Origin of the sequence: Pseudonocardia sp. Ae717_Ps2 (assembly GCF_001932475.1) — a bacterium.
Classification (GTDB): domain Bacteria; phylum Actinomycetota; class Actinomycetes; order Mycobacteriales; family Pseudonocardiaceae; genus Pseudonocardia.
In genome coordinates this window covers 3,141,774-3,165,675 of record NZ_MCIS01000001.1, presented here as the reverse complement: position 1 = coordinate 3,165,675, position 23,902 = coordinate 3,141,774, and the positions used below count along the sequence as shown (strand labels likewise).

25 protein-coding genes are annotated in these 23,902 nt (G+C 74.8%); 10 read left to right on the top strand and 15 right to left on the bottom strand.

From position 1 onward, the window contains the following. Nucleotides 1–3: 3 nt before the first annotated feature. Nucleotides 4–1,083, top strand: a complete 1,080-nt coding sequence (locus Ae717Ps2_RS14700; protein ID WP_075333506.1) for a dipeptidase — start codon at nucleotides 4–6, stop codon at nucleotides 1,081–1,083. A gap of 28 nt (nucleotides 1,084–1,111) precedes the next feature. Here Ae717Ps2_RS14700 and Ae717Ps2_RS14695 read toward each other — a convergent pair whose 3' ends face one another. Both Ae717Ps2_RS14695 and Ae717Ps2_RS14690 read right to left on the bottom strand, forming a co-directional pair. After that, complete coding sequence (locus Ae717Ps2_RS14695) at nucleotides 1,112–2,626, bottom strand: GDSL-type esterase/lipase family protein (RefSeq protein WP_075306762.1); 1,515 nt, start codon at nucleotides 2,624–2,626, stop codon at nucleotides 1,112–1,114. Between the two features lie 123 nt (nucleotides 2,627–2,749). Beyond that, a complete protein-coding gene (locus tag Ae717Ps2_RS14690; RefSeq protein WP_139320210.1) occupies nucleotides 2,750–3,256 on the bottom strand; it encodes a DUF309 domain-containing protein in 507 nt (168 codons plus the stop codon). 37 nt (nucleotides 3,257–3,293) lie between these two features. Between Ae717Ps2_RS14690 and Ae717Ps2_RS14685 the strand changes: the two genes are divergently transcribed. After that, complete coding sequence (locus tag Ae717Ps2_RS14685) at nucleotides 3,294–4,055, top strand: SDR family oxidoreductase (RefSeq protein WP_075306760.1); 762 nt, start codon at nucleotides 3,294–3,296, stop codon at nucleotides 4,053–4,055. Between the two features lie 22 nt (nucleotides 4,056–4,077). Here Ae717Ps2_RS14685 and Ae717Ps2_RS14680 read toward each other — a convergent pair whose 3' ends face one another. Genes Ae717Ps2_RS14680 through Ae717Ps2_RS14670 form a run of 3 tightly spaced genes read right to left on the bottom strand, consistent with a single transcriptional unit; the run spans nucleotide 4,078 to nucleotide 6,513 of the window. Then, nucleotides 4,078–4,947, bottom strand: a complete 870-nt coding sequence (locus tag Ae717Ps2_RS14680; protein ID WP_075333504.1) for a MerR family transcriptional regulator — start codon at nucleotides 4,945–4,947, stop codon at nucleotides 4,078–4,080. Nucleotides 4,948–4,987: 40 nt separating this feature from the next. Then, nucleotides 4,988–5,914, bottom strand: a complete 927-nt coding sequence (locus Ae717Ps2_RS14675) for a TIGR03854 family LLM class F420-dependent oxidoreductase (protein ID WP_233147563.1) — start codon at nucleotides 5,912–5,914, stop codon at nucleotides 4,988–4,990. Between the two features lie 20 nt (nucleotides 5,915–5,934). Beyond that, a complete protein-coding gene (locus Ae717Ps2_RS14670) occupies nucleotides 5,935–6,513 on the bottom strand; it encodes a TIGR03086 family metal-binding protein (RefSeq protein ID WP_170917078.1) in 579 nt (192 codons plus the stop codon). Between the two features lie 175 nt (nucleotides 6,514–6,688). On the opposite strand from Ae717Ps2_RS14670, the gene Ae717Ps2_RS14665 reads away from it, so the two are divergent. Continuing rightward, a complete protein-coding gene (locus Ae717Ps2_RS14665) occupies nucleotides 6,689–7,021 on the top strand; it encodes a DUF3817 domain-containing protein (protein ID WP_075306756.1) in 333 nt (110 codons plus the stop codon). A 465-nt stretch (nucleotides 7,022–7,486) separates the two neighbouring features. Here the strand turns inward: Ae717Ps2_RS14665 and Ae717Ps2_RS14660 are convergent, their stop codons facing one another. From Ae717Ps2_RS14660 to Ae717Ps2_RS14640, 5 genes are all read right to left on the bottom strand, one after another. After that, entirely contained in the window at nucleotides 7,487–7,987 is a 501-nt protein-coding gene (locus Ae717Ps2_RS14660) for a hypothetical protein (protein WP_139318743.1), read from the bottom strand. A 90-nt stretch (nucleotides 7,988–8,077) separates the two neighbouring features. Beyond that, on the bottom strand, nucleotides 8,078–8,905 hold the full coding sequence (locus tag Ae717Ps2_RS14655; RefSeq protein WP_075306754.1) for an SWIM zinc finger family protein: 828 nt from the start codon (nucleotides 8,903–8,905) through the stop codon (nucleotides 8,078–8,080). Beyond that, nucleotides 8,898–11,981: a DEAD/DEAH box helicase gene (locus tag Ae717Ps2_RS14650; protein ID WP_075333502.1), complete on the bottom strand. Its 3,084-nt coding sequence runs from the start codon at nucleotides 11,979–11,981 to the stop codon at nucleotides 8,898–8,900. The genes Ae717Ps2_RS14655 and Ae717Ps2_RS14650 overlap by 8 nt, the downstream gene beginning before the upstream one ends. Before the next feature lie 9 nt (nucleotides 11,982–11,990). Beyond that, on the bottom strand, nucleotides 11,991–12,611 hold the full coding sequence (locus Ae717Ps2_RS14645) for an alpha/beta hydrolase (protein ID WP_075333501.1): 621 nt from the start codon (nucleotides 12,609–12,611) through the stop codon (nucleotides 11,991–11,993). Continuing rightward, complete coding sequence (locus Ae717Ps2_RS14640; protein WP_075306751.1) at nucleotides 12,611–13,564, bottom strand: VOC family protein; 954 nt, start codon at nucleotides 13,562–13,564, stop codon at nucleotides 12,611–12,613. The genes Ae717Ps2_RS14645 and Ae717Ps2_RS14640 overlap by 1 nt, the downstream gene beginning before the upstream one ends. Nucleotides 13,565–13,710: 146 nt before the next feature. Between Ae717Ps2_RS14640 and Ae717Ps2_RS14635 the strand changes: the two genes are divergently transcribed. Beyond that, nucleotides 13,711–14,526, top strand: a complete 816-nt coding sequence (locus tag Ae717Ps2_RS14635; protein WP_075306750.1) for a helix-turn-helix domain-containing protein — start codon at nucleotides 13,711–13,713, stop codon at nucleotides 14,524–14,526. Here Ae717Ps2_RS14635 and Ae717Ps2_RS14630 read toward each other — a convergent pair. From Ae717Ps2_RS14630 to Ae717Ps2_RS14620, 3 genes are all read right to left on the bottom strand, one after another. Next, nucleotides 14,490–14,975, bottom strand: coding sequence for an SRPBCC family protein (locus Ae717Ps2_RS14630; RefSeq protein WP_075306749.1), 486 nt, complete (start codon nucleotides 14,973–14,975; stop codon nucleotides 14,490–14,492). The two genes, Ae717Ps2_RS14635 and Ae717Ps2_RS14630, sit on opposite strands and share 37 nt — an antisense overlap. Further along, nucleotides 14,972–15,316 (bottom strand): helix-turn-helix transcriptional regulator, encoded by a 345-nt coding sequence (locus Ae717Ps2_RS14625; protein WP_075306748.1) that lies wholly within the window; start codon nucleotides 15,314–15,316, stop codon nucleotides 14,972–14,974. The genes Ae717Ps2_RS14630 and Ae717Ps2_RS14625 overlap by 4 nt, the downstream gene beginning before the upstream one ends. A 66-nt stretch (nucleotides 15,317–15,382) precedes the next feature. Continuing rightward, on the bottom strand, nucleotides 15,383–16,369 hold the full coding sequence (locus Ae717Ps2_RS14620; RefSeq protein WP_043279172.1) for a pirin family protein: 987 nt from the start codon (nucleotides 16,367–16,369) through the stop codon (nucleotides 15,383–15,385). Nucleotides 16,370–16,450: 81 nt separating this feature from the next. Between Ae717Ps2_RS14620 and Ae717Ps2_RS14615 the strand changes: the two genes are divergently transcribed. Both Ae717Ps2_RS14615 and Ae717Ps2_RS14610 read left to right on the top strand, forming a co-directional pair. Then, the gene (locus Ae717Ps2_RS14615; protein ID WP_075306747.1) at nucleotides 16,451–17,335 is read left to right on the top strand and encodes an SMP-30/gluconolactonase/LRE family protein; all 885 of its coding nucleotides are present in this window, start codon (nucleotides 16,451–16,453) and stop codon (nucleotides 17,333–17,335) included. Between the two features lie 5 nt (nucleotides 17,336–17,340). Beyond that, nucleotides 17,341–17,775, top strand: coding sequence for a TIGR03668 family PPOX class F420-dependent oxidoreductase (locus Ae717Ps2_RS14610; RefSeq protein WP_075306746.1), 435 nt, complete (start codon nucleotides 17,341–17,343; stop codon nucleotides 17,773–17,775). A gap of 87 nt (nucleotides 17,776–17,862) precedes the next feature. Here Ae717Ps2_RS14610 and Ae717Ps2_RS14605 read toward each other — a convergent pair whose 3' ends face one another. Then, nucleotides 17,863–18,627 (bottom strand): alpha/beta fold hydrolase, encoded by a 765-nt coding sequence (locus tag Ae717Ps2_RS14605; RefSeq protein WP_075306745.1) that lies wholly within the window; start codon nucleotides 18,625–18,627, stop codon nucleotides 17,863–17,865. A gap of 202 nt (nucleotides 18,628–18,829) precedes the next feature. Here Ae717Ps2_RS14605 and Ae717Ps2_RS14600 point away from each other — a divergent pair, with 202 nt between their 5' ends. The 3 genes from Ae717Ps2_RS14600 to Ae717Ps2_RS14590 are packed head-to-tail and all read left to right on the top strand — an operon-like array spanning nucleotide 18,830 to nucleotide 21,926. Beyond that, complete coding sequence (locus tag Ae717Ps2_RS14600) at nucleotides 18,830–19,786, top strand: glycine betaine ABC transporter substrate-binding protein (RefSeq protein ID WP_075306744.1); 957 nt, start codon at nucleotides 18,830–18,832, stop codon at nucleotides 19,784–19,786. Beyond that, entirely contained in the window at nucleotides 19,783–20,991 is a 1,209-nt protein-coding gene (locus tag Ae717Ps2_RS14595) for a glycine betaine/L-proline ABC transporter ATP-binding protein (protein ID WP_075333500.1), read from the top strand. The genes Ae717Ps2_RS14600 and Ae717Ps2_RS14595 overlap by 4 nt, the downstream gene beginning before the upstream one ends. Continuing rightward, nucleotides 20,991–21,926, top strand: a complete 936-nt coding sequence (locus Ae717Ps2_RS14590) for a proline/glycine betaine ABC transporter permease (protein ID WP_075333499.1) — start codon at nucleotides 20,991–20,993, stop codon at nucleotides 21,924–21,926. The genes Ae717Ps2_RS14595 and Ae717Ps2_RS14590 overlap by 1 nt, the downstream gene beginning before the upstream one ends. A 98-nt stretch (nucleotides 21,927–22,024) precedes the next feature. On the opposite strand, the gene Ae717Ps2_RS14585 is transcribed toward Ae717Ps2_RS14590, so the two are convergent. Next, nucleotides 22,025–22,630 (bottom strand): TetR/AcrR family transcriptional regulator, encoded by a 606-nt coding sequence (locus Ae717Ps2_RS14585; RefSeq protein WP_075333498.1) that lies wholly within the window; start codon nucleotides 22,628–22,630, stop codon nucleotides 22,025–22,027. 98 nt (nucleotides 22,631–22,728) lie between these two features. Here Ae717Ps2_RS14585 and Ae717Ps2_RS14580 point away from each other — a divergent pair, with 98 nt between their 5' ends. Beyond that, a complete protein-coding gene (locus Ae717Ps2_RS14580; protein ID WP_075306740.1) occupies nucleotides 22,729–23,901 on the top strand; it encodes a serine hydrolase domain-containing protein in 1,173 nt (390 codons plus the stop codon). Nucleotide 23,902: the final 1 nt, after the last annotated feature.

Below are 23,902 nucleotides of genomic sequence, written 5' to 3'. Positions count from 1 at the left end.
GGCATGACGTTCGTCCTCGACGGCCACAACGACCTCCCCTGGGCCCTGCGCGAGTTGTCCGGGGGTGACCCGGCCGCCGAGCCGGACGTCGCCGCCAGCGACCGACGGCTGCACACCGACCTGCCCCGGCTGCGTGCCGGGCGGGTCGGTGCGCAGTTCTGGTCGGTGTACGTGCCGGGCGAGCTGGGCCACGACGAGGCGGTGACCGCCGTCCTCGACCAGGTCGACCGGGTGCGACGGCTGCTCGCCGCCCATCCGGACGCCCTGGCGTTCGCCGACACCGCCGACGACGTCGACGCCGTCGTCGGATCCGGGCGGGTCGCCTCCCTGATGGGGGCCGAGGGCGGGCACTGCATCGCCGACTCGCTCGCCGTGCTGCGGGTCCTGCGCGGGCTCGGGGTCCGCTACCTCACCCTGACCCACAACCTGAACAACAACTGGGCCGACTCGGCCACCGACACGCCCCGCCACGACGGGCTCTCGCCGTTCGGCCGCGATGTCGTCGCCGAGATGAACCGCATCGGCATGATCGTCGACCTGTCGCACGTCGCACCGTCGACGATGCACCAGGCCCTCGCCGTCCGCACCCGGCCGGTGCTGTTCACCCACTCCGGTGCCCGCGCGGTCACCGACCACCCGCGCAACGTGCCCGCGGACGTGCTGGAGGCGCTGCCCGGCAACGGCGGCGTGGTCATGGCGACGTTCGTGCCCCGCTTCGTCTCCGCGGCGGTCACCGGCTGGGACACCCGGCTGCGCGAGGCCATGGCCGCGGCCGGTGTCGACCACCGCGACCTCGGCGCCCGCGACCGGTTCGTCGCGACCTGGGACGGTCCGCCCGCGCCGCGCGCGACCCTCGCCGACGTCGTCGCCCACGTCGAGCACCTCCGCGAGGCCGCCGGGATCGACCACGTCGGCATCGGCGGCGACTTCGACGGGACCTCCGAGCTCCCCGACGAGCTCTCCGACGTCTCGACCTACCCGCGGCTGCTCGACGCGCTCGCCGACCGCGGGTGGAGCGCCGACGACCTGGCCAAGCTCGCGCACCGCAACGCCCTGCGGGTGCTGCGCGACGCCGACGCCTGACCGCCGCGCCGGCGGCGGCAGGCCTGGGTCAGGGCGTGCCGCCGCCGGGGCGCGCCGACGCGAGCGCCGCGGCGGCGGAGGCGGCGATGCGCAGCGACCCGATCGCGGTCGGGTGGAACGGGTCCGGGGTGGCGAGCCCCATGATGTCCGGCGGCATCCGGTCGCGGTCCGGGGCGCACAGCGGCGCCAGGGCCGGCGCGGCGGTGGCGAACCCGAAGCGGGCGGCGCCGTCGGTCAGCACGTCGTTGAGACGGCGGTTCCGCTCGGCGAGGAGGTCGAGCTTGGCCTGGTCCAGGCCCGGGGTGCCGGCCGGTCCGCGCATGTCGGCGCACGTCGGGTCGAACCGGGCCGGGAACGGGTCGTAGGACAGGGTGACCACCACCCGCGGGCGGCCCGGCAGCGTGTCGAGGTCGGTGAACAGGGCGCCGACGTCGCGGGCGAACCCGGCCAGCCGGGACTCGAACTCGCCGTCGGAGAGCCGGTCGTCGCAGGTGGCGAGGCCATAGCAGTACAGCAGGAAGTCCGACCAGGCCAGGTCGTTCGGGCCGACCGCGACGACCACCCACTGCAGGTTCCGGACCTGCTTGAGCCGCCCGACCTGCGGGTCGACGGTGACGCCCTCGCGCAGCTGCGGCCCCCGCAGCCCGGCCGCGACGCCCGCCCCGGCGCAGGCCAGGTTGAGCACGTCCTCGCCACGCAGCCGGGCGAGCTCGGCGGCGAGGGAGTCGGTGCTGCGCCCGCAGGCGCGGTCCTCCGGGGTGACGGTGCCGTCCTCGCCGCGCAGCGCAGGACCGCCGATCCGGGCCGCGCGGGAGTCCCCGATCACCGCGCCCGCGACCCCGGTCACCGCGGGCCCGACCGGTGACGGGGTGACCGTCGCCGCCCCGACGAGGTCGGTCAGCGAGGTGACCCGGCCCAGGCCGGTCAGGGTGCCGTGCAGCGCGGCGACCCCGGCACCCGCCCACAGCAGCACCGAGGCCGTCACCGCGACGACGGTCATTCGCCCGATCGGCCCGGCCAGGTCGTCCCAGTGCACCGGCCGGTACCGGCGGGCGCGGGTCCGGTGCAGCGCCATCAGCAGCCGCGCGGTCGCCATCAGCCCGCTGCCCAACAGCGCGACCAGCACGATGCCGGTGGCGCCCCACAGGTACCAGGTCACGAACCCCTCACCGAGGTCGCGGACCGCGTCACCGGCGCCGTCGACGGTGTGCGGGCCCAGGACCGGGCCGTTGTCGGCGGGCCGCTTCAACGGCCCGATCGACAGCCGCGGCCGGATCGGACCCCACACCTGCACGGTCGTGAGGTCGAACTCGGCGTTGCCGAGCTGGGCGATCTGCGCGGGCCCGGACAGCGTCAGCGGCGGCACCCTGGCGCCCACGCCGACGTCCTGGCCGAACACCTCGACGTGGTTCTCCGGGGTCAGCAGGATCACCAGCGGCACGCCGACGACGGCGATCAGCGCGAGCAGCAGCAGCGTGGGCAGCGACCGGGCCTCGCGCAGCAGCGCACGCGGCCAGGACCGGGACGTGGCACGGGTGGGCACCGTCAGCGGGCTCCGTACGGCGCGGTCGGGGCGGGCGCGGTCGGGATGGGCACGGCGCCATGGTGGCCCCGCGGCCGTACCGGAGTCACGGACGTCGTGGGGTGGCGTCGGACTCCCCGGCGCTCAGACCCCCGGCCGGGTGACCCGCAACCGCGGAGCGAGCCGTGCCGAGGTGACGGCGCCGGTGCCGTCCCGCTCGACGTCGTCGGCGAGGGCGTCCGCGTGCGCGACCAGACCGTCGAGGTCCAGCCCGGCCGGGACGGCGACGTCGAGCACCCGCCACAGCCGGACGCCCTCCGCGCCGCGACGCAGGAGCGCGACGGCGCCGCGGGCGTTGCCGCGCTGGGCGTGGGTCAGCCCGACCGCGAGCTGGGCCAGCGCCCGCCACAGTTCACGGGTGTCGTCGTCGGCGTCCTTCCAGGCGCCCTCCAGGACCTCGTGGGCGTGGAACGGCCGGCCCGAGTCGAGCAGGCGCTGGGCCTCGGTGACGGTCTCGGCGGGGGAGAGCGCCAGGTCCTCGGGCACCCGCTCGACGCCGGGGGCGCCGTGCGGGAGCGGACGCCCGGCGGCGTCGCGGGGGCGGGCGTTGCGGGCACGGCCCCGGCCGTCGCGGTCGCGGGAACGGGTCATGGCTGCGAGCGTGCCAGCTTCCCGGTTAGCGTGCGTCATGATCACCGAACTGTTCGACGTCCGTGGCAGAGTGGCCGTGGTCACCGGCGGCACCAGCGGCATCGGCCGCATGATCGCGGGCGGCCTCGCCGAGGCCGGGGCGCGGGTCTACGTGTCCAGCCGCAAGGCCGACGCCTGCGCGGGGACCGCCGCGGAGATCGGCGGCACCGGCATCGCCGCGGACCTGTCGTCGGAGGACGAGTGCGTCCGCCTGGCCGCCGAGGTCGGGGCGCGCGAGGAGCGGGTGCACCTGCTGGTCAACAACGCGGGCGCCACCTGGGGCGCGCCACTGGAGGAGTTCCCCGCGCACGCCTGGGACAAGGTGCTCGACCTCAACCTGAAGGCGCCGTTCTTCCTGACCCGGGCGTTCCTGCCGTTGCTGGAGGCCGCCGGGTCGGCCGACGACCCGGCCCGCGTGATCAACATCGGCAGCATCGACGGGCTGCGCGTGCCGGAGCTGCCGAACTACAGCTACTCGGCCAGCAAGGCCGGGGTGCACCAGCTGACCCGGGTGCTGGCCCGTGACCTCGCCGGGCGTGGGATCACCGTGAACGCCATCGCGCCGGGGCCGTTCCCGTCACGGATGATGCGCGCCACACTGGAGGCGGCGGGCGAACAGATCGCCGACTCCACCCCGCTCGGGCGCCTGGGGAAGCCGTCCGACGTCGTCGGGGCGACGCTGTTCCTGGCCGGGGCCGCCGGGTCCTACGTGACCGGCGCGGTGCTGCCGGTCGACGGGGGGATCTGGACGACGCGCTGAGCCGTGCCGCGGGTCGGCGGGGTCAGTGCTCGTGGGCGACGAGGGTGAGGGCCAGTTCCACGACCGCGGAGCCGTCGGGTCCTTCGGTGGGCCACACCGTCTGGCGCAGGGCGTCGGTGCCGTCGAACGGGTCGGGCAGCCCCGCGGCCTCGCGGGCGGACAGCTCGTGCATCAACGCGATCATCGCGGGGTGCGGCAGTCCGTGGCCGGTCGCGTCCTCCGGCCCCCGGTCCCAGCGTGCGACGAGCTCACGACGCCTCGGCAGGGTCCCGGTACGGACGGGCAGGTCCTCGACGGTCGTCGGCAGCCCCTGCGGAGCCGGTGCGGTGAGCGGCCAGCACAGCGTCACCAGGGCCGCGCCGTCGTCGCCCTCGGCCATCGCCGTCCACATCGGCTGCTGCGGCGACGCCCCGGCGTGCTCGAGCTCGGCGCGCAGTCGTCCGGCGGCCCGGGACAGCGCCGCGTCGGCCCCGGCGGTGGTCTCCGGATCGTCGGGTACGGGGACGCTCAGCTCGACGCCGGCCCAGTGCCGGGCGTCGACGTCCCGCTCGACGACCGGACCGGGGTCGGCGAACGCGTCGACGAAGACCTCCGCGGCGGCGAGGGCGGCGTCCTGTGCGGCTCGGGCCGCGGCCAGCTCGGAGCGGAACCCGGCCACCACCGCGCGGGCGTCGGCCGGGGAGGCCAGGGCGGCTCGGATCCGTTCCAGGGGCGTGTCCGCCGTGCGCAGGGCTGCGACGAGCACGGCGTCAGCGAGCTGTCCGTTGCCGTAGGAGCGGTGCCGGGTGAACGGGTCGACCCGGGTCGGCCTGATGAGGCCGCGCTCGTCGTAGTGCCGCAGGGCCTTGACCGTGAGGCCGGTGATCCGGGCGAACTCCCCGATGCTCAACATGGTCGCAGTGTGGGACCTCCCGTCGGGGGAGGAGCAAGCCTCACCCGGACTCCAGCGGCCCCAGCTCGGCGACGAACTCGTCGAGGAACCGGGCCCAGTCCCGCGCCGGGGCGGCGGGGCGCACGACGAACTTGGTCAGCCCGCCCTCGACGTGGCGGCGGATCTGCTCGGCGGCACCGTCCCACCCGCGGGCGACGAGCTGCTCGGGGTCGGCGTCGGGCCGCTGCTGGGCGGCCCGGTGCAGCGCCTGCTCGGCGGCGGCGTCGGACCCGTCGCCGGGCAGCACGACGGTGACGTTCGTGCCGTAGTGGTCGTCGTCGATCGCCCGGCCCGCGTCGCGGGCGGCGGCCTCGATCACGGTGCGGGCGCGGGCGGACTCGTCGGGGGTGAGGAAGCTGCCCAGCCAGCCGTCGGCGAGCCGGCCGACCCGGCGCAGCCCGACCTCGGCACGCCCGCCGAGCCACAGGTCGAGCGGGCGGGTCGGGCGTGGTGCGACCGACGCGTCGTCGAGGGTGAAGAACTCACCGTGGTGGGTCACCGTCTCCTCGGACACCAGCCGGCGCAGCACCACCAGGGACTCCTCGAACACCGCGGCCCGGGTGCCGGGGACGGGGAACAGCTGGCGTTCCGACGGCGTCGCCGCACGCAAGCCGAACGCCGGCAGGATCCGCTTCGGCGCCAGCACCGCCAGCGATGCGAGCTCGGCCGCGAGCAGCATCGGGTTGCGGCCGGGCAGGATCGTGACGCCGGTGCCGACCTTGAGGGTCCGGGTCCTGGCGGCCGCCCACGTGGTGCCGACCAGCGCGTCGACGCCGGGGGCGGAGACCAGGTCGGGCAGCCACAGCGAGTCGACGCCCGCGCGGTCGAGGGCGTCGACGAACTCGTCGAACTCCGAGCCCGGGTCGGTGGTGCGCAGCCCCACCGAGCCGACGCCGATGCGGACCTTGCCGTGCGGGGAGGCCACCACACCGGTCGACGGTACCCGCGTCAGCGGCCCCGGCGCGGGTCCCGACCGCTGTTGCCCAGCGCCCGGTCGAACGGCGGCGCGTCGGCCGGCACCGCGACGACCGGTCCGAACAACCCCTCCCGCGACGCCTCCTGACCGGGTGCGGACATGGCGCTGGTGAACTCCAGGACGGCGGCGACGGCGTCGTCGTCCGGGGTGAACGGGCGCCCGGTCGCGACGGCGAGGTCCCAGCCGTGCAGGACCAGCTCGTCGAGGGCGATGACCCCGGAGACGTCGGCCGGCAGGTCCAGCCCGCCCGCCGCGGTGAACCCCTCCCAGGCGGCCGGCTCGCGCCAGGCCTGCGCCAGCGCGTCGAGCCGGGCCGGGATCGCGGTGCGCCAGTCCGCGACGAGGTGCGCGGCATCGGCGCTCGGCGCGGTGCCCGCGGCCTCGGGGGACTTCTGCGCCGCGACCCGGAACGCCCACGCCAGACCGTGCAGGTGGTCGAGCAGGGCGGCGACGGACATGCCGTCGCACGGGGTCGGGTCGTGGAGCTGGTCGTCGCGGACACCCGTGACGACGTCGGCCACGGCGCGGGCTGTCGGGGCGAGATCGAGCACGGATGCCACCTCCGGTCGGGTCGGCGCCCCACGGACGGGGCCCCTGCCCACTCCGACCGGCCACGGCGCCGGATCTCATCGCGGGACGTGTATTTCGACACCCGGTAGAAGGTGGGGCGGGGACTACGGCAGAGTGGACGCCAGACGTCCCGCCCGACTGGAGGAAGCCCCCGTCATGAACGACCCGTCCCTCGTCGCCAAGGTCTTCCGTGCCGTGGCGATCGCCGAGGCGCTGTCCTGGACCGGTCTGCTGATCGGCATGTTCGTCAAGTGGGTGCTGGCCACCACCGAGGTCGGGGTGCAGGTCATGGGGCCGATCCACGGTGCGCTGTTCATCGCCTACGTGCTCGTCACGCTGTGGACCGCGCGGCTGTTCCGCTGGGACCTGCGCACCACGGTGATCGGGCTGCTCGCCAGCATCCCGCCGCTGACGACGATCTGGTTCGAGCGCCACACCGGGTCCACCGGCCGCCTCGACCCGGCCCGTGCCCGGGCCGTCGCCGGCTGAGGGCCTCCCGGATCCGCGCGCCGCTCTTGACTTTTGAGGTAAGCCTAGGCTAACTTCAGGACGTCGCTTCGTGGTGGGAGCGGCGCGTCAGTTCGGGAAACACGGCCCGGCCGCATCGACCACAGCGGCCGGGCCGTCCCGCGTTCCGGGGTCCGTGCGGGTGCCGTGTCGCCGGTGCCGTGTCGCCGGTGCTGCGGCCTCGGTCTTCACGTCCTCGGTGTCCACGTCCCCGGTGTCACGGCGCCCCCGGCGGGTACGGCGAGGTCACGAGCGTCGGCTCGGGCCTGCTCGCGCGCCACGGCACGGCCGGCTCGTCGGTCGTTCGGCAACGCTGCCGGGGGAATCCGGTGGAGGCCGTTGACAACATAGGTAAGCCTTGGCTAAGTTTCACGTGTCGCTTCGTGGTGGGAGCGGCGCGTCAGTTCGGGACGAGGGCCCGGTCGCTCGACCACGGCGACCGGGCCCTCACATTTCTCCGGCTCGGTCGTCGCCCGGGGCGGGCTTCCGGATCAACCACAGACGCAGCCCCAGCTCCGCACCCATGGCGATGGCGAGCACTACGACGTAGAAACCCGTGTCGGCGAGGTCGCCACCCACCCACCAGTGGGCGGCCCCGGCGACGATCACGAACAGCGGCAGCAGCAGCAGTGCGTGAAGGGTCTCCGCACGATCCCGCTCGGGTGTCACGTGCGTCCCGTACCGCCGTCGGCCGATCGCCCGCGCGACCAGCCACACGGCGAGCAGGGCTGCTACCAGTACGAGCACGGCACCGGACCAGGTCGCCCCCGATGCGTCCCGCAGTCCGAGCGGGCGGCCCAGCAGGGTGACCATGCCGAGCCCCCCGGCGACCACCACCGCCTGCAGCTCCAGGCAGCGCCGTCGCAGCTGCACCAGCTCCGCGCGCTCGTCGGTCTCGTTCCTGATCTGCTCCTGCGACGTGCGCAGGGCCGTCCACGGACTACGCATCCCGGCCTCCCGTCTGCGGTGCGTCATGTCGGGCACGGATCTCGTCGGTCTCCGCGGTGGGCAGCGCGAACAGCTGCTCCGCCCGGCTCCTCACGCGTCCGGGTGGGCCAGCGCCTCGTACACCGGCCGCAACGCGTCGGTCAGCCGCCCGCCGCCGGCCCGCAGCGGCGGCTCGGGAACCTGGTCCAGCACCGCACCCGGCCCGGTGTCCGGCGGACGCGGGGGAGCGGACCCGGGCGCTCCCTCCCAGAAGCGGTCCAGCAGGTCCGCCAGCGGCACCGGCCCGGCCGGTGCGGCCGGGCCGTCGGTGCGGTCGCGTTCGGCCCGCAACCGCTCCAGCAGCGCGTCCCGGTCTCGTCCACGCAGCGTGAGCAGGGTGAACGGGTCGGTGTCGCAGCGCTCGGCCAGCACGTAGAACACCGCGGCCAGGTGCTTGCACGGCACCGTGTGGTCCGGGCACGAGCAGTCCTGCGAGAGGTCGGCGCCCTCGGCCGGGAACAGCGACAGCCCCAGGCCGTCGAGCAGCTCCTCGATCTCCGGGGGCACGGTCCCCGCCAGCAGGGCCGCGGTGTACCAGGCGTCGGCGGCCAGGGCCTCCTCCACACGCCGCCACTCGGTCTTGTCCCAGACCCGCAGCCCGATCCGGACCCGGTAGGGCTGCGGCCGGGTGCCCTGGACGAGCGCGACCACCGCGCCCGCGTCGACGTCGAGCGACACGATCTGCCCCGACCGGGCGTAGCTGCGGCCACGCGAGAGCCGCCCGCCGACGCCGAGCCGCTCCAGCACGGCCAGGAACCGCCCCGACCACCAGGTCCGGGCGACCGCGCCCCTCGTCGCGTGGATCCGGATCCCGCCCTCGACACGGCGCGGCGGCCCACCGGTGAAGTCCTCCTGCGCCCAGAACGGCCGGTCACTCATCGCCGTCTCCGGTGTCCTCGTCGGGATCGGCCACCGCGTCGGAGCCGAGCGCGAACACCTCGCGCAGCTCGGCGGTCGACAGCGACGTCAGCCAGTCCTCCCCGCCGGTCACCACCATGTCCGACAGCGACCGCTTCGACGTGACCAGCTCCTCGATCCGCTCCTCGACCGTGCCCGGGCACACGAACCGGCGCACCTGCACCGCGCGCCGCTGCCCGATCCGGAACGCCCGGTCGGTGGCCTGGTCCTGGACCGCCGGGTTCCACCACCGGTCCAGGTGGATCACGTGGTTCGCCGCGGTGAGCGTGAGCCCGGTGCCGCCCGCGCGCAGCGACAGCAGGAACAGCTGCGGCCCCTCCCCGGACTGGAACCGGGCGACCATCTCGTCGCGCCGCTTCTTCGGGATGCCGCCGTGCAGGTAGAGCACCTCGGTGTCGAACCGCGCCGACAGGTGCGGGCGCAGCATGGCGGCGAACTCGGTGTACTGGGTGAACAGCAGCGCCCGGTCCCCGGCGGCGAGCACCGGCTCCAGGATCTCCTCCAGCCGGGCGACCTTGCCCGAGCGGTGCCGCCCGCCGGCCCGGTGGATCGGGGACCCGTCGTGCAGCAGCTGGGCGGGGTGGTTGCAGACCTGTTTGAGCTTGGTCATCGCGGCCAGCACGTTGCCGCGGCGCTCGATGCCGTCGCTGTCCTCGATCTTCTCCATCATGTCGTCGACGACGGTCCGGTACAGCGATGCCTGCTCCTGGGTGAGCCGGTGGTCGGCCACGATCTCGATCTTCTCCGGCAGGTCGTCGATCACCGTGGGATCGGTCTTGACCCGCCGGAGCAGGTAGGGCCGGGTGATCCGGCGCAGCGTGCGGGCGGTCCCGGCGTCGCGGTGACGCTCGATCGGCACCGCGAACCGCTGCCGGAACACCTCCGGGACCCCGAGCACCCCCGGGTTGAGGAAGTCCATCACCGACCACAGCTCGGCCAGCCGGTTCTCCATCGGCGTGCCGGTCAGCGCGACCCGGTGGCCCGCGTCGAACGAGCGCATCGTGCGCGACGCCGCCGCGTGCGCGTTCTTGATCATCTGGGCCTCGTCGAGGACGAGCCGGTGGAACCGCCACGCCCGCAGGTCCTCCGCGTCGCGGGTCGCGGTCGCGTAGGTGGTGACGACGAGGTCCACCGCGCCGAGCCGGGCGTGCAGCGCGTCGCCGCGCGGACGGGCGGCACCGTGGTGGGCGTGCACCCGCAGGCCGGGGGCGAACGTCGCGGCCTCCCGCTGCCAGGTGCCGACCATCGACATCGGGCACACGATCAGGGTCGGGGCGCCGGTCGGCCCACCGGCGCGGTCGTGGGCCTCCAGGGCCAGCAGCTGCACGGTCTTGCCCAGCCCCATGTCGTCGGCCAGGCAGGCCCCCAGCCCCAGCGACGACAGGAACGCCAGCCACGCCACCCCGCGCTCCTGGTAGGGGCGCAGCGTCGCGGTGAACCCCGGCGGGGACGGCACCGGCGTCAGCGCCTGGTCGGCGGTGCCCTCCAGCAACGCCCCGAGGTGCCCGCGGGCGGACACGTCGGTCACCGGCAGCGGGGCGTCCGCGTCGCCGCGGGCCGCGGCCAGCACCTCCCCGACGGTGGGCGGCCGGTCCCGGTGGCGACGCAGGAAGTCCAGCCCCTGCGCCAGCGCCTCGGCGTCGACGGCGACCCAGCGCCCGCGCAGGCGGACCAGCGGTGCCTTCGCCGCCACCAGCGCGGCGATCTCGGACTCGCCCAGCTCCTCGTCACCGACGGCGAGCGACCACCGGAACTCCGCCAGCTCGTCGCGCCCCAGCCCGCCGCGGGTGATCACCCCCGGCGCAGGGGCCGACGACGCCGAGAGCCGCAGCCCCAGGGGCCGGCGCCCGTCCCAGCCGCGCGGCAGCGCCACCCCGAACCCGGCCGCCAGCAGCGCCGGCGCGTCCCGGGTGAGGAACCGGTGCGCGCCGGCGACGTCGAGCGGGAGGCCGGTCGGCCGGGCCCGGCGCAGCGCGGGCACCAGCCCGGGCAGCACCTGGGCGGCCCGCCCCAGCTCGGCCAGCAGCACGTCCTGCGCGCCGGCGACCAGGGCGTCGGCCTCGCCGGCCCACACCCCGGCCGCGTCGAACACCAGGCTCGGGTCCTCGGTGGAGCGCAGCGCGAAGTGCAGCTCCCACCGGGTGCCGTCACCGGTCTGGTCGTCGAGGTCCGGGCCGGGGTCCGCCGGGTCGTGCAGCGTGGACACCTCGGCGAGCCGGAACAGGGCGGTGGCGGCGCCGGGCTGCTCGCGACCGACGTCCTCCCACACCGACAGCGCCTCGCGCAGCGCCTGCAGCCCGGCCCCGGTCGCGGGCAGGTCGGCCGACGGCCCGGTCAGCGCGTGCAGCAACGCCGCCGGGGCGTCCGCGCGGGCGGGCAGCGGGAGCGGCATCGCGGCGCTGCGCCCCAGCCGCTCGCGGACCGCGGCGTCGGTGAACCGGGCCAGCGCGGCGTCGACCAGGGCGTCCGGGTCCTGCCCGGCGACGTCGCCCGGGCGCCGCTGCTCGGCCCGCGCGACCGGCGGCAGCCGCCGCACCAGGTCCGCGCGGGCCACCGCGTCGAGACCCTGGACGACCGGGCGCCAGCGTGCCGCGGGTCGCCCGGACTCGGTCAGCAGCACCGGCAGCACCCGGCCGCGCGCCGCGAGCTCCTCGGCGAGCCGGGCGAGGTCGGCGAGATGGGCGAACCCGGCGCCGTAGCGGACCTCGTCGGAGGGGTCGGTCAGCTCGGAGGGGTCGACGACCACCGCCGGCACCGTCCACGGCGCCAGCGTCGGCGTGGCCCGGCTCCGGGTACGTGGCCGGGAGCGGACCAGCCCGGGGGAGACCTGCGGGCCCGACGGCTGCGAGGGCAGCAGCACCGTCACCGACGCCGGCTTGCCCGGATGGATCGCGGCCAGCTCGTCCGACGGCACCGCGAACGGGTGCGGCCGCGCCGTGCGCAGCGACCGCCGGTCGGTGCGCGGGGTGCGCTCGCCGTCCTCCGCCCACAGCAGGACGCCGCGGGCGGGGGAGTGCAGGGCGTGGACGACGAACACACCCCCACGCTAGAGGCGACCCCCGACAGCGACCGCGTGCAGGAGTCCCGCTGCGGCCGCGCACGCCTCGTCGGTGATCACGTGCTCGTCGCCGTCGTCGATCCGCAGGTCCACCCGCGCACCTCCGGCGACCAGCAGCGACGCCGTCTCCTCCACCCGGTGCGCCGGTACCCACGGGTCGTGCGAGATCGACCGCAGCACCGCGGGCGTCGGGGCCAGCGAGCCGCCCGGCGGCGCCGGGACCGGGTCCGGCCCGACGAAGCCGCCGGTGAACAGCACCAGCCCGGCGCACGGGCGCGGGTCGCGCACCAGCAGGTGGTGCGCGGCCAGGCAGGCGCCCTGGGAGAACCCCCACAGCACGACCCGGTCCCGGCCGACACCGTCGTCCGCCAGCCGGGCCAGCCGGTCGTCGACGACGTCGAGCGCGCGCAGCAGGGCGTCCCGGTTCTCGTCGAACGGCTCCAGGAACGGCTTCGGGTACCAGCTGCCGCCCGGTGCCGCCAGCGCGACGAACCGGGCGGGCACGTCCCCGAACCGGGCCGCGGTGGCCCGCATGTCGTCGGGGTCGCGGCCCCGCCCGTGCAGGGCGAGCACGACCAGCGGCGCGTCCGGGTCCCCCCAGGTGGTCATCAGCCCTCGATCGGTTCCAGCTTGGCGAAGATCTCCTCGCGCCGGTCCTCGAACTGCTCGGGCAGCTGGAACCGGGTGCCGAGCTCGTGCGGCGACTCGTCGCAGGTCCAGCCGCCCTCCTCGTGGGTGACGGCCAGCTCGAACAGCGCCCCGCTCGGCGTGCGGACGTAGACGCTCTTGAAGTACTTGCGGTCCTTGAGCTCGGAGATGTCGGTGTAGCCGGCGCCCTCGATGTCGAACTTCACCGCGTCCTGGTTCGCCAGGTCGGACACGTTCCAGGCGAAGTGGTGGTAGGTGCCCGCGCCGTAGCGCCAGGTGCCCTGGTCGTCGCGGCGGTTGACGGTGATCTCCAGGTGGTTGCCGACCTTCGCGTCGCCGATCCGGAGCCCGACCACGTCGCCGTCCTCGGCGGGGGCGCCCTGGGCGAAGAACGAGGTGTCGGCGAACTCGACCATCCGGTCCGGGGTGGTCATGTGCACCCCGACACCGTGGATGCCGTGGATCGCGTGCTCGGCCGAGACCCCGTTGCCCTCGTAGCCGCGGCGCGGGTCGGCGGCGTTCGCGACGAACTGGTACTCGATGCCCGACGGGTGGGCGAACGCGAGCCGCCGCTGGTCGAACCGCTCGACGTCGGCGACCTCGATGTCGTGGGAGCGCAGCCGCTGCGCCCAGAAGTCCAGTGAGCCGTCCGGCACCGACAGCAGCACCTCGCGGGCCTGGTTGGTGCCGCGGGTGCCGAACTGGCCGGCCTGCGCCCACGGGAACGTGGTGACGACGCTGGACGGGTCGCCGTCGGCGTTGGAGTAGTAGAGGTGGTAGATCGGCAGCGAGCCGTCGAACAGCACGGTGCGCTTGATGAAGCGCATGCCGAGGATCTTCGTGTGGAAGTCGACGTCCTCCTGGGCGCCGGCGACGGACAGGGTCACATGGTGCGAGCCTTCGACATGAGCCACGTTCGGAGACGTTAGGAACGCCGCGGCCGCGGCACATCGCCGACGGGCGCAGACCGCTGTCGTCGGAGTGCACGCCCGCCGCGGCCCGCGGGCGGCTGCTGCGTGACTAGGCTGGGGGCGGCCACCAGCACGACCAGGAGCCGCCGATGACGACCGTCGCCGACCGTCCCACCCACTCCGGCCCGGCTCCCGGCCCGGACGGCGTCGAGTTCGCCACCGTCACCGGCGACCTGCCCGCCCCCGGCGACGACCGTCTCGTCCTGGTCGTGGCACTCGCGGGCAGCGCCCTGCTCGGCGACGGCGAGCCGCTGGTCCCCGGGCGGTGGGCGCTGCTGGACCCGGCCCGTCCGGGCACGCCCACCGCGGACGGGGCGTTCCGCGCGCTGTGCGTGCGGTTCCCCCGCGACCGCGTCGAGCCCCGCGGTGAGCCGCTCCCCGGGGTGGCGGGCACGGCGTTCGAGGCGGGTCCCGGCCTGGCCGGCTACGTGTGCGACACCCTGCGCCACCTCGACGCCCACCGGCTCGCCATGGGGCCGCACGCCGCCGTCGCGGTGCGGCACGCGGTGGACCTGGTCGGGGTGCTGCTGCGCAGCGTGGCCGGGGTCGAACCCGCCCCGCACTGCGACCTGCTGGACCGGATCAAGGCCCACATCGAGGCGAACCTCGGCGACCCGGACCTCGCCCCCGCCGGGATCGCCGTCGCGCACTTCGTTTCCGCCCGCCACCTGCACAACCTGTTCGCCGGGACCGGGACGAGCGCCGCGGCCTGGATCCGCGCGCGGCGGGTCGAGATGTGCCGGCGCGACCTGGCCGACCCCGCGCTGGCCGACGTGCCCGCCGCGGCGATCGGGTCGCGGTGGGGGTTCCGCGGTCCGTCGCACTTCGGGCAGGTGTTCAAGCGCGCGACCGGGCTGACCCCGGCGGCCTACCGCGAGGCCAGCAGCTCGTCGAGTCGCTCGTAGCCCTCGTTCACCCCGACCTCCATGCCCGAGGCCAGCATCGCGTCCCGGGCCGCCCAGGAGTCGTACAGCGACTCCGCGACCAGCCGGGTCCGGTCACCGGGCAGCGGGGTCAGCGTCATCGTCTCCAGGCAGACGCTGTCGCCGAAGCCCTCGAAGGTGAAGGTCTGCACGATCCGCTCCGGGGCCCGGACCTCGTGGAACGAGCCGAAGAAGCGGTACTCCCCGTCGTCGTCGGCGTGGGTGTAGCGGTAGCCGCCGCCGGTCACCGCGTCCCAGCGGTCCACGGTCATCCGCAGCCTGCGCGGGCCGAGCCAGCGTCGCACCTCGTCCACCTCGACGTGGGCGCGGAAGACCCGCTCGGGCGGTGCCTCGAACTCCCGCGTGACGCGGATGGCGGGCAGGTCCTCGACGGTGTCGATGGCGGTGCCGCGGGTGCCGGTGGTGCTCATGCCGTCTCCTCGTGCTCGGTGGGCGCGGTCTCCTCGGCGAGCAGGGCGTCGAGGCGCGCGTAGCGCTCCTCCACCTGCCGCCGGTACCGCTCGATCCAGGCCGTCATCAGGTCGAAGACCTCCGCCTCCAGGTGCACCGGACGGCGCTGGGCCTGCCGGCTGCGCCGGACCAGGCCGGCGTCCTCCAGTACCCGGATGTGCTTGGAGACGGCCTGCACGGAGACGTCGTAGGGCTCGGCCAGCTCGTTCACGGTCGCGTCGGCCGTCGCCAGCCGGGCCACCATGTCGCGCCGGATCGGGTCCGCCAGCGCGGCGAAGACCCGGTTCAGCCGGTCCTCCACGTCTCCTCCTCGTTCAACCTCGCGGTTGAACAGACCGTAGCGCGGGGACGGCTCGTATTCAACCCGTCAGTTGAACGAGCCGGGGAGCGACCCGTGCGGCACGTAGTCCGACGGCACCACGCCGAGGCGGCCGCGCTGGTAGTCCTCGAACGCCTGCTGGACCTCCTCGCGGGTGTTCATCACGAACGGCCCTGCCCAGGCGACGGGCTCACGGATCGGCTGCCCGCCCAGCACCACGACGTCCAGCGACGGGTGGCGGGCCTCCTGCGCGGTGTTGCCCTCGACGGTGATCAGGTCCCCGGGCCCGAAGACCGCGAGCTGACCGGTCCGGACCGGGCGCCGGTCGGCACCGACCGTGCCCGCCCCGGACAGCACGTAGACCAGCGCGTTGTACGGCCGCGGCCAGGGCAGCCGCAGCTGCGCGCCGGGGGAGAGGGTGGCGTGCACCATCGCCATCGGGGTGTGCGTCGAGCCCGGCCCGGACACGCCGGCGACGTCACCGGCGATCACCCGCAGCAGTGCGCCGCCGTCGGGCGTGGCGACCAGCGCGGACTCGCCGCCGCGCAGGTCCTGGTACTTCGGCGGCAGCCACTTGTCCGCGCGCGGCAGGTTCACCCACAGCTGCAGGCCGTGGAACAGGCCGCCGCTGCGCACCAGCGACTCCGGCGGGCGCTCGATGTGCAGCAGGCCCGATCCCGCGGTCATCCACTGGGTGTCGCCGTCGGTGATCGTCCCGCCGCCGCCGTGGCTGTCACCGTGCTCGAAGGTCCCGTCGATGATGTAGGTGACGGTCTCGAACCCGCGGTGCGGGTGCCAGGAAGTGCCCTTCGGCTCGCCCGGGGCGTACTCGACCTCACCCATCTGGTCCATGTGCAGGAACGGGTCGAGGTCGCGCAGGTCCACCCCCTGGAAGGCGCGGCGGACCGGGAAGCCCTCGCCCTCGTAGCCGCGCGGGGCGGTGGTGACGCTGCGAACGCCCCGGTCCAGGTCGGTCGGGCCCGGAACGGGCACGCGGGGCAGGGCGCTGACGTCGGCGACGGAGACGGCGGGCATCGGGACCTCCACGGTCGGTGGTTGTTGCACGGTCAACGACTGTGCTGGCGTCCCGATTCCCGGCAGGCCAGACTGATCACCATGGCGGAGCTGTCGACGGTGCTGTCGGACATGTCCTTCCTCGAGGGCCCACGCTGGCACGACGGGAGGATCTGGCTCAGCGACTTCTACACCCACCGGGTGCTCTCGGCCCGCGCCGACGGGTCGGACCTGCGCACCGAGGCCGAGGTGCCGCAGCAGCCGTCGGGGCTGGGCTGGCTGCCCGACGGACGGCTGCTCGTGGTGTCCATGCGCGACCGGCGGATCCTGCGCCGCGAGTCCGACGGCACCCTGGTCACCCACGCCGACCTGTCCGGCCACACCGAGCACCTGCTCAACGACATGGTCGTCGACGACGGCGGCGGGCTCTGGGTGGGCACCTTCGGCTTCGACCTGATGAACGGTGCCCCGCGCGCCGCGGCCCCGCTGCTGCGCGTGGCGCCCGACGGCACCGTGTCGGTCGCGAGCGAGCCGTTGCACTTCGCGAACGGGCCCGCACTGACCGGCGGGGACCTCGTCGTCGCCGAGACCTTCGGCAACCGGCTGTCCGCCTTCGCGATCGGCGACGACGGCACGCTCGGCCCGCGCCGGGACTGGGCCCTGTTCGGTCCGCCGTCGGCCGCCGACGACCCGTCCGACGCCATCGCCGAGCTGACCGTCGCCCCGGACGGGATCTCCGTCCCCGACGCCGAGGGCGCGATCTGGGTCGCCGACGCCATCGGCAACCGCGCGATCCGGGTCCGGCCCGGCGGTCTCGTCGACGGCGAGGTGTCCACCGGGCAGGTCGGCACGTACGCCTGCGCCCTCGGCGGCGACGACGGCCGCACCCTGTTCCTCTGCACGGCCCCCGGGTTCGCCGAGCACGAGCGCCGCGACACCTGCCTGGCGCAGCTGCTCGCCGTGCGCGTGGCCGTCCCCGCGGCCTGACCGCTGTGCCCTCCCTCGACGAGACCGCCGCCCGCGCGCTGCTGACCGGCGCGCGGGTGGCGCGGCTCGCGACGATCCGCGCGACCGACGGCACCCCGCGCCTGGTGCCGATCACCTTCGCCCTGGTCGACGGGCTGGTGGTGTCGGCCGTCGACGACGTCAAGCCCAAACGGCACCGCAGGCTCGCGCGGCTGCGCGACATCGAGGTCGAGCCGCGGGTGGCGCTGCTGGCCGACCACTACGACGACGACTGGACCCGACTGTGGTGGGTCCGCCTCGACGCCACCGCCGCGATCCACGACGACGGCGACCTGCACTCCCGCGCCGTCGCGGCACTGGCCGACCGGTACGCCCCCTACGCCGCCCGTCCCCCCGAGGGGCCGGTCGTCGCCCTGACCCCGACCCGCTGGACCGCCTGGACCGCCACCCCGCCGCCGTGATCGCGCGTCCGCGCGCGGAACCGGCCCCCGCGCGCGTCGCGTCGCGCGCGCACCGCGAATCCGCGCGCGGACGCGGGAGCGCGGGGGTCAGGGGAGGGGGTGGAGGAACCTGGTGATCGCGGCGGTGGTCTCGTCGGGGAGCTCCAGGTGGGGTGCGTGCCCGCAGGGCAGCTCGGTCACCGTGACCGGCCCGGACGCCCGTTCCTCCACCGCGCGCACGTGCACGATGCTGCCGTAGGGGTCGTCGTCGCCCTGCAGACCCAGCACCGGCGCGGTAATCCCGGCCAGCGCGTCGCGGACGTCCCAGGAGGTGAACTCCTCGGCCAGCCACATGTCGTTCCACCCGTGGAACGTGGTGTCGGGGTCGTCGTGGTGGCGGGCCATCCGGGTGCGCAGGTCACCCTCGGTGAACGCGGTGCGGGCCGCCCGGATCGCGGTGAGGGCGAACGGCTCGGTCAGCACGTGCGGGGCGAGCACGACCACCCCGCTCGCCGGCATCGCCGCGGCCGCGAGCAGCGCGATCGTGCCGCCGTCGGAGTGACCGACGAGGATCGGACGCTCCAGGCCGAGGGCCGCGCACAGGGCCGGGACGGTCGTCGTCGCCTCGGTCGCCATGAACGTCGTGGTCCGCGGGGTGCGCGGCCGGTCGGAGCGGCCGTGCCCGAGCCGGGAGTACGCGATGGCCCGGCGCCCGGACTCCGCCGCGATCCGCTCGGGGAAGCCCCGCCAGAGCCCGACCGAGCCGAGTCCCTCGTGCAGGAACAGCAGGGGTGCGCGGCCGTCGCCCGGATCGCCGGTGTCGGAGTACTCGTGGCGCAGACCGTCCAGTTCGAGCAGCGACGTCGCAGACACGTCACGATCGTAGTGCCCGCTGTTGCGCCGTCCGGAAGGGTCGTGAAGGGTCGTTCGCGTGATTCCCGACCTCCGGCTGACGTCGCGGCTGCACGTCGACCTGTGCCGGATGTGGTCGTCCGCCTGTCGTTGACCCCCGCCCGCGTGTCCTGGAGCCGATCGGGACGCGGAGAGCCGACGACCCCCGAGAGGACGTGCCCCCGTGGCCGATCCGCCCGTTCCCGTACCCCGGACCAGGACGGTCCGCCTGGTCACCGCGCTGCTCGCGGTGCTGGTGGCCGCATCCGGCTGTGCGTCCGCCGGTGCCGACGGTCCGACCGTCCGGCTCGCCCAGTTCCCGTGGAGCGCGGCGAAGCTGACCAACGCCATCCTCGGTGAGGTCGTCGCGACCCACCCGGAGCTCGGCGTCGGCCGGCTGAAGACCATCCAGGTCGGACCCGCGACGGCGTGGGCAGGCGCCCAGCGCGGCGACGTCGACGCCCTGTCCGAGGTCGCGATGCCCAACCAGTCCGAGCTGGCCGCGAAGGCGAAGGACCGGATCGAGCTGGTGCACCCGACCTACTCCGGCGCCGAGCAGGGCTGGTACGTCCCGAGCTACGCGGTCGAGCCGGGCCAGCCGCTGGCCGGGCTGACCAGCGTGACCCAGCTGAACGACTACGCCGACGCCCTGGGCGACCGGCTCGTCGACTCCGACCCCAGCTTCCTCACCACCGAGTACAACGCCAAGCGGCTCGCCGGGTACAAGCTGAACCTGGAGCAGGTCACTTCCAGCGAGGCCGCGCAGATCGCCGAGCTGCGCCGCGCCTACGAGCGCCGCCAGCCGATCCTGGTCTACCTGTACCGGCCGCACTACATCTTCGAGGAGCTCGCGCTGACCAAGCTGACGGAGCCGACCCCGGCGCGCGAGGACTGCTACACCACCGGGGACGGTGCCTGCGCCATGCCGGCGTACTCGGCCTGGACCGCGGCGAGCCCGGACCTGGCGCGCACCAGCCCCGGGTTCGCGTCGATGCTGCGCCGGTTCGAGCTGCCGCTGGCCGATGTCGAGCAGATGCTCCAGCGGGTCGACGTGGACAACGAGGACGTGGAGGCGGTGGCGCGGGACTACGTGGCCGCGCACCCGGACCGCGTCCGCCAGTGGGTGGGAGCGGGAGCATGATCGAGGTACGGAACCTGACCAAGGTCTTCGGCGAGGGCCGCGCCGCCGACGAGGCCGTCCGGCTGGCCGGCGAGGGTCTCGGCCGGTCGGAGATCCAGCGCCGCACCGGCGCGACGCTCGCCGTGCACGACGTGTCCTTCGACATCGCCGACGGCGAGCTGTTCGTGATCATGGGCTTGTCCGGGTCGGGCAAGTCGACCCTGGTCCGGCTGCTGAACCGGCTCATCGAGCCGACCTCGGGCAGCATCACCGTCGACGGCCGCGACCTCGGCTCCCTCGGCGCCGCCGACCTGCGGACCCTGCGCAACGAGCGGATCGCGATGGTGTTCCAGCACTTCGCGCTGCTGCCGCACCGCACCGTCGCGCAGAACGCCGAGTACGGGCTGCAGATCCGCGGCGTCGACGCCCGCACCCGCCGGGAGAAGGCGGAGTGGGCGCTGGATCAGGTCGGCCTCGGCGACCGCGCCGACGCGCTGCCGGGTCAGCTCTCGGGTGGCATGCAGCAACGCGTCGGGCTGGCCCGGGCCCTGGCCAGCGACACCGAGGTGCTCCTGATGGACGAGCCCTACTCCGCGCTGGACCCGCTGATCCGGCGCGACATGCAGCAGCTGCTCGTCCGCCTGCAGCGGGACCTCAAGAAGACGATCGTGTTCATCACCCACGACCTCAACGAGGCCATGCTGCTGGGCGACCGCATCCTGCTGCTCAAGGACGGCCGGCTGGTCCAGGTCGGCACCGGGCCGCAGATCCTGGCGTCCCCGGCCGACGACTACGTCGCCGACTTCGTCTCCGACGTCGACCGCAGCCGCGTCCTCACCGCCGCCGACGTGATCCGGGCTGCCCGCATCACCGTCACCCTCGACGAGCGGCCGGCGGACGTGCTGGTCCGGCTCGGCAAGGCCGAGGCGACCGGCGCCTACGTCGTCGACGACGACCAGCGCATCCTCGGCGTCGTCCGCGACGACTGGCTCGGCCACGCCGCGGGCCGGAACGCCACCGGCATCGACCGGTCCGCGCTGGTCGAGGAGTACCGCACCACCGAACCGGACCGGCCGCTGATCGACCTGCTGCACCAGGTCGGGCGCAACCCGGTCCCGCTCGCGGTGGTCGACGACGGCCGGCTCACCGGGGTGGTCCCGCGGGGTGCCGTGCTCGCCGCGCTGTCGACCCATGACGAGGCCACCGCCGACGGGAGGAACGCCTGATGCCCAGGTTCGAGTTCGGGAGCTACGTCGAGGCCTTCATCCTCTGGCTGCTGCAGAACGACGGCGTCGTGCTCGACGCCATTGGGGTCGTGATCACCGCGGTCGTCGAGGCCGTGACCGCGGTGTTCACCACCCCGGCGTGGTGGGTCTGGCTGGTGCTGCTGGTCGCGCTCGCGCTGCTCGTGCGCGGGGTCGGGTTCGCCGTGTTCACCCTGCTCGGCTTCCTCCTCGTGTCCTCGTTCGACCTGTGGACCGAGACGATGGAGACCTTCGGTCTGGTGCTCGTCGCGGCGCTGATCGCGGTGGTCATCGGGGTACCGCTGGGGATCTGGGCCGCGCGCAGCCGCGCGGCGAGCCGGACCCTGCGACCGGTGCTCGACCTGGCGCAGACGGTCCCGGCGTTCGTCTACCTGATCCCCGTGGTGCTGCTGTTCGGCATCGGCGTGGTCCCGGGCGTCATCGCGACGATCGTGTTCTCGATCGCGCCGGCGGTGCGGCTCACCGAGCTGGGCATCCGGGGCGTCGACGGCGAGGTCGTCGAGGCGGCGCACGCCTTCGGGGCCCACCCCCGCCAGATCCTGCGCGAGGTGCAGCTGCCGATGGCGCTCCCGTCGATCATGGCCGGCGTCAACCAGGTGATCATGCTGGCGTTGTCGATGGTGGTCGTCGCGGGCCTCGCCGGAGCCGACGGGCTGGGCACGACGGTGGTCAGCGCGGTCACCCAGCTCGACATCGCGACCGGCGTCGAGGGCGGGCTCGCCGTCGTCATCGTGGCGATCTTCCTCGACCGGTTCACCTCGGCGCTGGCCGAGCGGCCGGAGGGCAGCCTGCTGGCCAAGCTGCGTGCCCGGCGCCCGCAGAAGGCGGTCGACCCGGCCGGGCTGCGCAACCCGTCGAACCTCGCCGGTCTGGCGGGGAACAACGCGACCGTGTGACGCGGCGGGCGGCGTCCGCCCGCCCCGTATGATCACCGGTTGTGGAGCGGACCGTCCGTGCCGTCCGTGACGCGGACGCCGCGCTCCACGACCGGTGATCACGACCCGTCCACGCCGCCGAGGGGACGGGCGGGCAGGCCGCGGACCAGCACGTCGAGGACGACCGGGAAGTCCGGCACCCCGGCCCCGGGATGCTGCGCGTTCTCCACCGCGGCCAGCCACCCGACCGTGCAGGTCACGAAGATCTGCCAGCTCTGCACCGCGAGGTCCTCGGCGACGCCGTCGCGCACGAACGCCGCGACCGCGGTGTCCCGGAGCCGCTCGACCGAGGGCGTGTGGTGGCGGTGCGGCCGGGACAGGTGCGTGGCGTAGCCCGGTAGTGCCAGGAACTCCGCGTGCATGGCGGTGCCGAGCCGCTCCAGCTGGTCCGCGGCCGTGGGGGCCGGTCCGCGGGGGTCGTCGTCGAGCCTGCCGAGGACCCGGTCGACCACGGTGGCGCTGACCAGGTCGACGAGCTCGTCGCGGTTGCGCACCCAGCGGTAGAGCGCGCCGTGGCTCACCTGCAGCCGGGCGGCGAGCTCGCGCACCGTCAGGGTGTCGAGGTTCGCGGCGGACGCGACGGCCTCGACGATCGCGTCGCGGCTGAGCCGCGGCGGCCGGCCCGGCCGGCGTCCGGGACCGCCCGCCTCCGTGGTCGGTGTCATGGGCCGGACTGTAGGCGAGGCGCCCGTCACGGCACGACGGCCGCCCGCCTGGGTTAGTATCCAATGGTCACTTACCGAAGGAGAGGGAGGACCAGGCGATGCGGACACTCGAGAGGCCCACGGTGCAGGGCACGGTCGCCGACGGTTTCGAACCCGTGCGGGACGCGTTCGCTGCACTGCTCGCGGCCGAAGGCGCCCCGCTCGACGTCCAGGTCTCGGCCCGGCACCGGGGCCGGCCGGTGGTGGACCTGTGGGCCGGTCCGGAGACCGGCCCCGACTCCCTGCTGGGCATCTACTCGGCGACCAAGGGCGTGACCCACCTGCTCGTCGCGCTGCTGGTCCAGGAGGGGGTCCTGGACCTGGACGAGCGGGTCTCCCACTACTGGCCGGAGTTCGCCACCGGCGGGAAGCAGGACCTGCTGCTGCGTGAGCTGCTCGCCCACCAGGCGGGTCTGGTCGGTACGCCCGAGGGCTTCTCCGTCGACGAGCTCTCCGACGATCGGCTGGTGGCCCGGCGGCTCGGGGCGCAGCGCCCGTTCTGGCGTCCCGGCACTTCGTCGGGCTACCACGCCCTGGTCGAGTCGGCCCTCACCGGCGAGGTGGTCCGCCGGGCCACCTCGTCGGACGTGGGTGTGCTCGTCCGGGAGCTGCTGACCGGCCCGCTGGGCCTGGACCTGCACCTCGGGCTGCCTGCGGAGGCCGAGCGCCGGTTCCTCGCCCCGCAGCCCATGATCGCCACACCCGAGCGCCTGCGGGAGCTCGCCGCGGGCGCGGGCGCAGCGGACGGCCTGCCCGGGATCGCGTTCAACCGGCAGCACCCCGAGGGCTGCGAGGTCTGGGAGCTGCCTGCCCACCCGGTGGTCCGCTCCCGGGGACCCGCCTCGCTCGGCGGGATCGGGACCGCGCACGCCCTCGCGGCGCTCTACGCGGCCGCGACCGGTCCGGTCGACGGCCGCCCCGCGCTGCTCCGCCCGGACACGCTCGCGGCGTTCGCCCAGATCCAGACCGCCGGCTTCGACCTGGTCCTGCGGCAGCACAAGGCGTGGGCGGTCGGGTTCCACGCCTCCTCCGAGATCTACCCGATGCTGGCCGCCGGGTCGTTCGGCCACAGCGGGGCCGGCGGTCAGCAGGCGCTCGCCGACCCGCGCAACGAGCTGTCCTACGCCTTCCTGCGCCGCCGCTTCCTCGTCCCGAGCCAGGCCGACGCCGACCACGCCCGGCTGCTCACGGCGCTGCTCCGGTCGGTCCGGGAGTCGGGCGCCGCGGCCTGAG

Excerpts from the sequence above, each read along its gene's own strand:
- Ae717Ps2_RS14700 (WP_075333506.1), top strand. The coding sequence starts at position 4 with ATGACGTTCGTCCTCGACGGCCACAACGACCTCCCCTGGGCCCTGCGC.
- Ae717Ps2_RS14690 (WP_139320210.1), bottom strand. The coding sequence starts at position 3,256 with ATGACCCGTTCCCGCGACCGCGACGGCCGGGGCCGTGCCCGCAACGCC.
- Ae717Ps2_RS14685 (WP_075306760.1), top strand. The coding sequence starts at position 3,294 with ATGATCACCGAACTGTTCGACGTCCGTGGCAGAGTGGCCGTGGTCACC.
- Ae717Ps2_RS14680 (WP_075333504.1), bottom strand. The coding sequence starts at position 4,947 with ATGTTGAGCATCGGGGAGTTCGCCCGGATCACCGGCCTCACGGTCAAG.
- Ae717Ps2_RS14665 (WP_075306756.1), top strand. The coding sequence starts at position 6,689 with ATGAACGACCCGTCCCTCGTCGCCAAGGTCTTCCGTGCCGTGGCGATC.
- Ae717Ps2_RS14660 (WP_139318743.1), bottom strand. The coding sequence starts at position 7,987 with ATGCGTAGTCCGTGGACGGCCCTGCGCACGTCGCAGGAGCAGATCAGG.
- Ae717Ps2_RS14655 (WP_075306754.1), bottom strand. The coding sequence starts at position 8,905 with ATGAGTGACCGGCCGTTCTGGGCGCAGGAGGACTTCACCGGTGGGCCG.
- Ae717Ps2_RS14645 (WP_075333501.1), bottom strand. The coding sequence starts at position 12,611 with ATGACCACCTGGGGGGACCCGGACGCGCCGCTGGTCGTGCTCGCCCTG.
- Ae717Ps2_RS14635 (WP_075306750.1), top strand. The coding sequence starts at position 13,711 with ATGACGACCGTCGCCGACCGTCCCACCCACTCCGGCCCGGCTCCCGGC.
- Ae717Ps2_RS14630 (WP_075306749.1), bottom strand. The coding sequence starts at position 14,975 with ATGAGCACCACCGGCACCCGCGGCACCGCCATCGACACCGTCGAGGAC.
- Ae717Ps2_RS14620 (WP_043279172.1), bottom strand. The coding sequence starts at position 16,369 with ATGCCCGCCGTCTCCGTCGCCGACGTCAGCGCCCTGCCCCGCGTGCCC.
- Ae717Ps2_RS14615 (WP_075306747.1), top strand. The coding sequence starts at position 16,451 with ATGGCGGAGCTGTCGACGGTGCTGTCGGACATGTCCTTCCTCGAGGGC.
- Ae717Ps2_RS14595 (WP_075333500.1), top strand. The coding sequence starts at position 19,783 with ATGATCGAGGTACGGAACCTGACCAAGGTCTTCGGCGAGGGCCGCGCC.
- Ae717Ps2_RS14590 (WP_075333499.1), top strand. The coding sequence starts at position 20,991 with ATGCCCAGGTTCGAGTTCGGGAGCTACGTCGAGGCCTTCATCCTCTGG.
- Ae717Ps2_RS14585 (WP_075333498.1), bottom strand. The coding sequence starts at position 22,630 with ATGACACCGACCACGGAGGCGGGCGGTCCCGGACGCCGGCCGGGCCGG.
- Ae717Ps2_RS14580 (WP_075306740.1), top strand. The coding sequence starts at position 22,729 with ATGCGGACACTCGAGAGGCCCACGGTGCAGGGCACGGTCGCCGACGGT.